We start from the raw sequence: 6,533 nt of genomic DNA, 5'->3' as shown, positions 1-6,533 counted from the left end.
TGTTCTCTATATGCGGGGCGGGGCGCTGGGGGGTGGGGGCGCTCCACCCACCCGGCCGTAACCGGGCACAGGCCCGCAACGCATGCGGGCGCCGCGCGACGCCACGGGCCGGCAACCGTCCCGCGGGCGCCGTCGAGCAGGTGGAGAGGCTGCGGTCCAGGCAGCCCGCCCCGCCGCCGGCTCCGGGCCAGCCCGGACATCCTGGCGCTGATCGGCTACACCAGCCCGGCCATGACCGACTCGACGCCGGCCGAGCAGTTCGGCCGCCTCGAGCTCCCGGTCCGAGGCAGCCCGTGGGGCCGGTCGCTGCACCTCGTGCAGTCGGGGCGCCGCCGACTCGGTCCCGAGGCAATGCCCGTCAGCCTGTGGGGGCGCCGATCTGGTTGCCTTCGAGCACGGAGCGCAGCTTCGCGAGGGCCTGCGCGGCGGCCGCTACCGCGGAACGGTCGAGAGTGCCTCCGATCAGCTCGGCCAGTGCTTCGGCGAAGGTCTTCTCCGCCGCGTTGACGAGCTGCGAGCCGTCGTCGGTCAGAGCCAGCAGTGAGGACCGGCGGTCGGATGGATTCGGCTGCCGGACGGCCCATCCCTGCTTCTCCAGACGGTCGGCGCTCTTACTGGTCGCCCCGACGCCGATGGCGAACTCGGCGGCAAGGTCAGCCACGCGGGACCCGGGGTGGTCGCGCAGGTAACGCAGGGCCTCGAATTGCGAAGTGACGATCCCGTGCCGTTCACGGAGACGGTCGTTGAGGGCGTTGTACAGACGCGTCTCGCATCGGACCAGGTCGGCGAAGAAGTCCGGGAGGTCGAAGGCGTCGCCGCTCAAACTAGATGCCATGGCATATAGTGTAGTGGAAGATACTTCCTAGGAGAGCATATCGTGAGCAAGGAACAGCGCGCCCAGGTCGACGCCATGATGCGGCAGCCGCGTCCCGAGGGCCCAAGGTCGGTCGAGGCGATCCGAACCGGCTTCAAGGCGCTGATGGCCCAGATGATCGTGCCCAACAGCATCAGCACCACGCAGACAACGCTCGGTAACCGACCTGCGCTGCATGTCGAGCCGGACCACGGGCCGCGCGCCGGGACGATCCTGTACTTCCACGGCGGCAGCTGGGTGTTCGGCTCCCCCGAGACCGCCCTGCCGTTGACGGGCCACCTCGTGGCCAAGACCGGCTTCGGGGCGTACTCGCTGGACTATCGGCTTGCCCCCGAACACCCGTTCCCGGCCGCAATCGAAGACACACTGGACGCCTACCGCGCCCTCCTCGACAGCGGCCAGGACCCTTCGACCATCGCGTTCGCCGGGGACTCCGCCGGCGGCGGCCTCACCGTCACCACCTGCCTCGCCGCCCGCGACGCGGGCCTCCCGCTGCCCGCCGCCATCGTGGCGTTCTCCCCGGGCCTGGACGCCACCCGAACGGGCGAGAGCATGGACACCAAGGAAGGCATCGACCCGATCTTCACCCGCAAGGCCGTTGAACACACCGGAGCCATGTACCTCGCCGGAGCCGACCCGCACCAGCCCCTGCTCAGCCCGGCCATCCTTGCCGACCTGACCGGCTTCCCCCCGCTGCTGGTCCAGGTGGGCACCAACGAGGTCCTGCTGGACGACTCCACACGCCTGGCCGCACGTGCGAGAGCGGCCGGAGTGGACGTCATCCTGGACATCACCGCCGACGTGCCACACGTGTTCCAGGTGTTCACCGGCGTCCTGGACGAGGCAGACGAGGCACTGGACCGCGCGGCCCTCTTCCTCAACCAGCGCATCCGCGCCGGGGGCGCAGCGCACACGTCAGCAGGGTAGGGCCGACCCCGGCCTCACTCGGGCTACGACCTCCGCCCCGGGCCTTGCTCGCCATTTCCTTCCAGGCACACGCACAACCCGCCCTTGACGGTGATACCGTACTCCGCCTGAAGAATCGCGACCCGTTGCCGTGACATGACCGCGGCGGCGACCAAGCGGCAGTCCTCGACGCCAAGCTGGTCAAGTTGCTCGGCCGCGCGACGCAGTCTCGCCTTGTTCGGGGCGTACAGGCCCGAACGTTCGCGATGCCACGGACGTCACGGTAGAGGCTGGCACCGGCCTTGTGAGGCGCAGGTCTGGTTGCCCCGGTTCGTGCTTCGGCATGTCAACACCGGGCTGTCAGGTGCTGACCATACTCGACTCCGGTGGCCCGCTCCGAATGCCTGCCACGGCGAGAAGAGGCCGGCAATCCCAGATAACGATGGCCGTCGCCGACCTGCTGATCACGCGTGGCGTTAAACCCGTACGGATCGATTCGCCGCCCCGTGTCGGAGACGTCTTCCAGCACTGCCGCAGGGAGACCGGCGGCGATCACAGGCCTGATCATGAGCATGAATCAGGCTCGGACACGATGTGGAGGTCGTCAGAGCAACGCGGCGAGATCCGCCGGTCGCGAGAACATCGGCCAGTGGCCGGTCGGCAGCTCGACAAAGGTCCATTCGGGTGTGCCGAGCGGGGCGAACGCCGGGTTCCCCGAAGCGATCAGCTCGCGGATCATCGCCACCGGCATCGTCGAGGCGACCATGGTCTTCGGCGTCGCCGGGATCTGCTGCGGCCGCCGAACCGACTGGGTGACCGCGCCCCACGGCTGCGGCGTCGCCTTCGCGCGGATCTGCGCCCAATGCTCCTTGGTCAGTCCCGCGAACTTCCCCTCCCCCTGCTCGAAGGAGGGCGCGTCGAGCGCATAACCGTCCCCGACCTGAGCGCGCCAAGCCTTCTGAGTGTCCTCGTCGTTGAAGTCGATCACCGCCAAACCGGACGGCAGCGGCGCGGTGTCGACGTAGACGACCCGGCTGAGCCGCTCGGGATGCCGGTCGGCGACCGCGGTCACCGGGACACTCGCCCCGCTGTGCCCGACCAGGACAACCTCCTCCCATCCGTCCATCGCCGCGAGGATGTCGACGACATGGGTCTCTACGCCCACCTCCGGCGACAGCTCCCCAGCCCTCTCCGCCAGCCCCGTCAGTGTGACCGCCCGCACCTGGTGTCCGGCGGCGCGCAGCTTCTGCGCCACCTGGTCCCAAGCCCAGGCGCCGAGCCAGAAGCCGGGAACCAGCACGTAGTTCGCCATCTCATCGTCCTTCCAGTGAGCCGATGTCGCTACGCTAAAGCCGATAGCGGACAGAATCCGCCCGGATTAAGTGGGTGACCTGTGTCATATCCGGCGACCCGGATGCTGGCGATGCTCGAACTGCTCCAAGCGCACCACGGGCTGGGCGGCCGCGACCTGGCGCAGCGGCTCGGTGTGGACGAGCGGACCGTCCGGCGCTACGCCGCCCGACTCGCCGAACTGGGCATCCCGGTCGCCGCCGAGCGCGGCCGCTACGGCGGCTACCAGCTGATGCCCGGCTACAAGCTGCCACCGCTGATGCTCACCGATGACGAGGCCACCGCCGTGGTTCTCGGCCTGCTCGCCGGACGCCGCCTGGGCCTTGCCGCCGAGGCCACCGAAGCCGCCCTGGCCAAGATCCGGCGGGTGCTGCCAGCCACGCTGCGAGAACAGGTCGGCGCACTGGAGGAGACCTTGGACTTCACTCTCGCCGAACGTGCGGCGCCAACGCCCGCGAGCCGGGCCGTGCTGACCCTGGCCGCCGCGATCCGCGACCGCCGCCGGGTCACACTGCGCTACCGCTCCTGGAAAGGCGCCCAGACCGAACGCGAGCTGGACGGCCACGGCCTGGTCTTCCACTCCGGCCGCTGGTACGTGACCGGCCACGATCACCGGTCCGGCGAGATCCGCACCTTCCGCGTCGACCGGATCTCCTCCGTCGTCCCAGGGACGGCTTCCTATGAGATCCCCGAGGAATCCGACCCGGTGCGGCAGGTCACCGCGTCGCTGGCGCAGGTACCGTATGCGCACATTGTCGAGGTCATTCTGCACGTTCCCCTCGCCGAGGCGTCCCGTCGCATCCCGCCGTCGGTGGCCACACTCACCGAAACACCGGACGGAGTCCTCCTGCGGACGCGTGCCGAGTCCCTGGACGGCATGGCCGCCATGCTCGCCGGGCTCGGCTTCCCGTTCACGATCTTGTCGCCGCAGGAACTACGCCCCGCCGTCCGGCGCCTGGCCGAGTGCCTGCTGGAACAGACGTTGGAATGAGCACTCCCTGCGACCGCCGCCGGGAAGCCCACCGTGCAGATGACGGTGATGATCCGCCTCGGGGCAGAGCGGAGATTCTGACCTGCATGCACCGGGACCCCAGAGGGTCAGGTGGTGACCTCGGCCAGGCGGCGGGTGAGGTAGCGGCGCTCGGGCTCGGCGGTGGCCAGGGCGAGCGCCTGGCGGTAGGCCTCGGCCGCCTCGGCGCGGCGGTCCAGGCGGCGCAGCAGGTCGGCGCGGGTGGCGGGCAGCAGGTGGTAGCCGTCCAGAGCCTCTTGCGCGGTCAGGCGGTTGACCAGCCGCAGCCCGGCCTCGGGGCCGCGGGACATGGCGACAGCCACCGCGCGGTTGAGTTCGACCACGGGGGAGGGCAGCAGGCGGGCCAGGCGCTCGTACAGGACGGCGATCTGTGGCCAGTCGGTCGCATCGGGGCCGGCGGCGGTGGCGTGGCAGGCGGCGATGGCGGCCTGCACCTGGTACGGGCCGGCGGCGCGGCGGGCCAGCGCCTCCTCCAGCACGCGCACGCCCTCGTCGATGCGGGCGCGGTCCCAGCGGGTGCGGTCTTGCTCCTCCAGGGGGACGAGCGTGCCGTCGAGGGCGATCCTGGTGGCGTGGCGGGCCTCGTGCAGCAGCATCAGGGCCAGCAGGCCGCCCGTCTCGGGCTCGCCGGGCATGAGGCCGGCCAGCAGCCGGGCCAGCCGGATGGCCTCGCCGCGAAGACCCGGCCCGCCGGAGCTTCCTGAGCCCTGATCGACCGGCCCGCCGGAGCCCTCGTTGATCGGCTCGTCGGCGCCTCCGTAGCCCTCGTTGAACAGCAGGTAGAGCACGCCGAGCACAGCCTGCAGGCGCGCCGGCAGCAGGTGGGGCGGGGGCACACGGAACGGGATGCCCGCCGCGCGGATCTTGCGTTTGGCCCTGACCAGGCGCTGCGACATGGTCTGCTCGGGCACCAGGAACGCCCGGCCGATCGCGGCGGTGCTCAGCCCGGCCAGTGTGCGCAACGTCAGGGCGACCTGCGCCTGGAGTGACAGCCCCGGATGGCAGCAGGCGAACATCAGCCGCAGCCGATCGTCGGGGAAGTCGTCCACGGCCGGCGGTGGACCCTCCAGCAGGGCCGCCTGTTTCAGCTTGGCGGCGCCGACGGCCTCGCGCCGCAGCCGGTCGGTGGCGCGGTTGCGGGCGGCCGTGGTCAGCCAGGCGCCCGGCCGCTCGGGCACGCCGTCGCGCGGCCAGCGCTCCAGCGCCGCGGCGAAGGCGTCCTGGGCGCACTCCTCGGCCAGGTCCCAGTCGCCGGTCAGGCGGATGAGGGTGGCGACGATCTGGCCCCATTCGCGGCGGAAGACGGCCTCGAGGTCGGTCATAGGTCCAGCAGCGGCCTGATCTCGATCGAGCCGTAGCGGGCCACCGGATGCTTCGAGGCGATCTCGACGGCCTCCTCCAGGCCGGAGCACTCGATGACGCTCAGCCCGCCGATCTGGTCCTTGGTCTCGGCGAACGGCCCGTCGGTCAGCAGCACGTCGCCGTCGCGCACCCGCACTGTGGTGGCCTCGGCGGCCGGCCGCAGCCCGAGCCCGCCCCTGACCACGCCCCGCCGCGTCATCTCCTCGCTCCAGCCGCCGCACCCGTGGCGGGCGATCTCCTCGGACACGTTGGACTCGTCCAGCCCGATCATGAGCACGTACTTCATGGAAGCCGAGGATACGTTCCAGGCGGGGTCAGGTGCGGCGGCGGTAGGCGAGGACTGCGGCCGGCCCGGCAGCGTGTTCTTCGGGCTGATCATGCTGGTGCCGAACGCTGTCAGCCTGACAGGGCCTGTGCCAGGTCGGCCGCCGGGCCGGGGGGAAGGGCGCCGTGCAGCAGCTCGACGCGGTGCACCAGCCGGGGCGAGGCCAGCGACACCCCGCAGGCCGGCGCTGAATGCGGCGATCGCGCGGGCAGGGCGGAGGCGGGCAGGAGGGTGAGGCCGTGGCCGGCGGCCACCAGGTTGACCACCGTGTGCACGTCGTCCCCCCGGTAGTCGAGCCCCACCGGGAACCCCTCACCCACGAGGTCGCGCAGCCGCGCCAGCGGGCACAGCGGCGTCTGCAGCCAGCGCGCGTCCACCAGGTCGGCCAGCCGCAACGCCGCCCGCCCCGCCAGGGGATGGTCGGCCGGCAGGGCCACGACCAGTTCCTCCTCGGCCACCCCGGCGGCCGTCATCGGGCCGGCGTCCGGCAGGCGCAGCGGGTCGCTGGGGGCGGCGATGCCGTCGGCCAGGCCCAGGTCCGCCTCCCCTTCGGCGATTTTCGCGGTGACCTCGTCGCGCCCGCACGTGTGCAGCGTCACCTCCAGGCGCGGCTGCGCGGCCCGCGCCCGCGCCAGGCGCGCGGCCAGCGAGGGGTTGATCGCCAGCGGAGAGGCGGCCAGGCGCAG

At 71.5% G+C, this 6,533-nt stretch carries 7 protein-coding genes; 2 read left to right on the top strand and 5 right to left on the bottom strand.

The window, feature by feature from the left end:
* Nucleotides 1-358 precede the first annotated feature (358 nt).
* Entirely contained in the window at nucleotides 359-835 is a 477-nt protein-coding gene (locus tag AB0J09_RS52600) for a MarR family transcriptional regulator (protein WP_360709510.1), read from the bottom strand.
* A 42-nt stretch (nucleotides 836-877) separates the two neighbouring features.
* Between AB0J09_RS52600 and AB0J09_RS52595 the strand changes: the two genes are divergently transcribed.
* A complete protein-coding gene (locus AB0J09_RS52595; RefSeq protein ID WP_360709509.1) occupies nucleotides 878-1,801 on the top strand; it encodes an alpha/beta hydrolase in 924 nt (307 codons plus the stop codon).
* Nucleotides 1,802-2,384: 583 nt separating this feature from the next.
* On the opposite strand, the gene AB0J09_RS52590 is transcribed toward AB0J09_RS52595, so the two are convergent.
* Entirely contained in the window at nucleotides 2,385-3,092 is a 708-nt protein-coding gene (locus AB0J09_RS52590; protein WP_360709507.1) for an alpha/beta hydrolase, read from the bottom strand.
* An 81-nt stretch (nucleotides 3,093-3,173) separates the two neighbouring features.
* Between AB0J09_RS52590 and AB0J09_RS52585 the strand changes: the two genes are divergently transcribed.
* Nucleotides 3,174-4,121, top strand: coding sequence for a YafY family protein (locus tag AB0J09_RS52585; protein ID WP_360709505.1), 948 nt, complete (start codon nucleotides 3,174-3,176; stop codon nucleotides 4,119-4,121).
* A 107-nt stretch (nucleotides 4,122-4,228) separates the two neighbouring features.
* Here AB0J09_RS52585 and AB0J09_RS52580 read toward each other — a convergent pair whose 3' ends face one another.
* From AB0J09_RS52580 to AB0J09_RS52570, 3 genes are all read right to left on the bottom strand, one after another.
* Entirely contained in the window at nucleotides 4,229-5,482 is a 1,254-nt protein-coding gene (locus tag AB0J09_RS52580) for an RNA polymerase sigma factor (protein WP_360709504.1), read from the bottom strand.
* On the bottom strand, nucleotides 5,479-5,808 hold the full coding sequence (locus AB0J09_RS52575) for a YciI family protein (protein ID WP_360709503.1): 330 nt from the start codon (nucleotides 5,806-5,808) through the stop codon (nucleotides 5,479-5,481). The genes AB0J09_RS52580 and AB0J09_RS52575 overlap by 4 nt, the downstream gene beginning before the upstream one ends.
* Before the next feature lie 110 nt (nucleotides 5,809-5,918).
* Nucleotides 5,919-6,533, bottom strand: a 615-nt coding sequence (locus tag AB0J09_RS52570) for a LysR family transcriptional regulator substrate-binding protein (protein ID WP_360709501.1), incomplete at its 5' end; no start/stop codon positions are given.

This window comes from Nonomuraea sp. NPDC049784 (assembly GCF_040659615.1).
Lineage (GTDB): Bacteria > Actinomycetota > Actinomycetes > Streptosporangiales > Streptosporangiaceae > Nonomuraea.
The sequence above is the reverse complement of the archived record's forward strand: the minus strand, read 5'-3'. Positions and strand labels throughout refer to the sequence as shown.

Excerpts from the sequence above, each read along its gene's own strand:
- AB0J09_RS52575 (WP_360709503.1), bottom strand. The coding sequence starts at position 5,808 with ATGAAGTACGTGCTCATGATCGGGCTGGACGAGTCCAACGTGTCCGAG.
- AB0J09_RS52590 (WP_360709507.1), bottom strand. The coding sequence starts at position 3,092 with ATGGCGAACTACGTGCTGGTTCCCGGCTTCTGGCTCGGCGCCTGGGCT.
- AB0J09_RS52580 (WP_360709504.1), bottom strand. The coding sequence starts at position 5,482 with ATGACCGACCTCGAGGCCGTCTTCCGCCGCGAATGGGGCCAGATCGTC.
- AB0J09_RS52600 (WP_360709510.1), bottom strand. The coding sequence starts at position 835 with ATGGCATCTAGTTTGAGCGGCGACGCCTTCGACCTCCCGGACTTCTTC.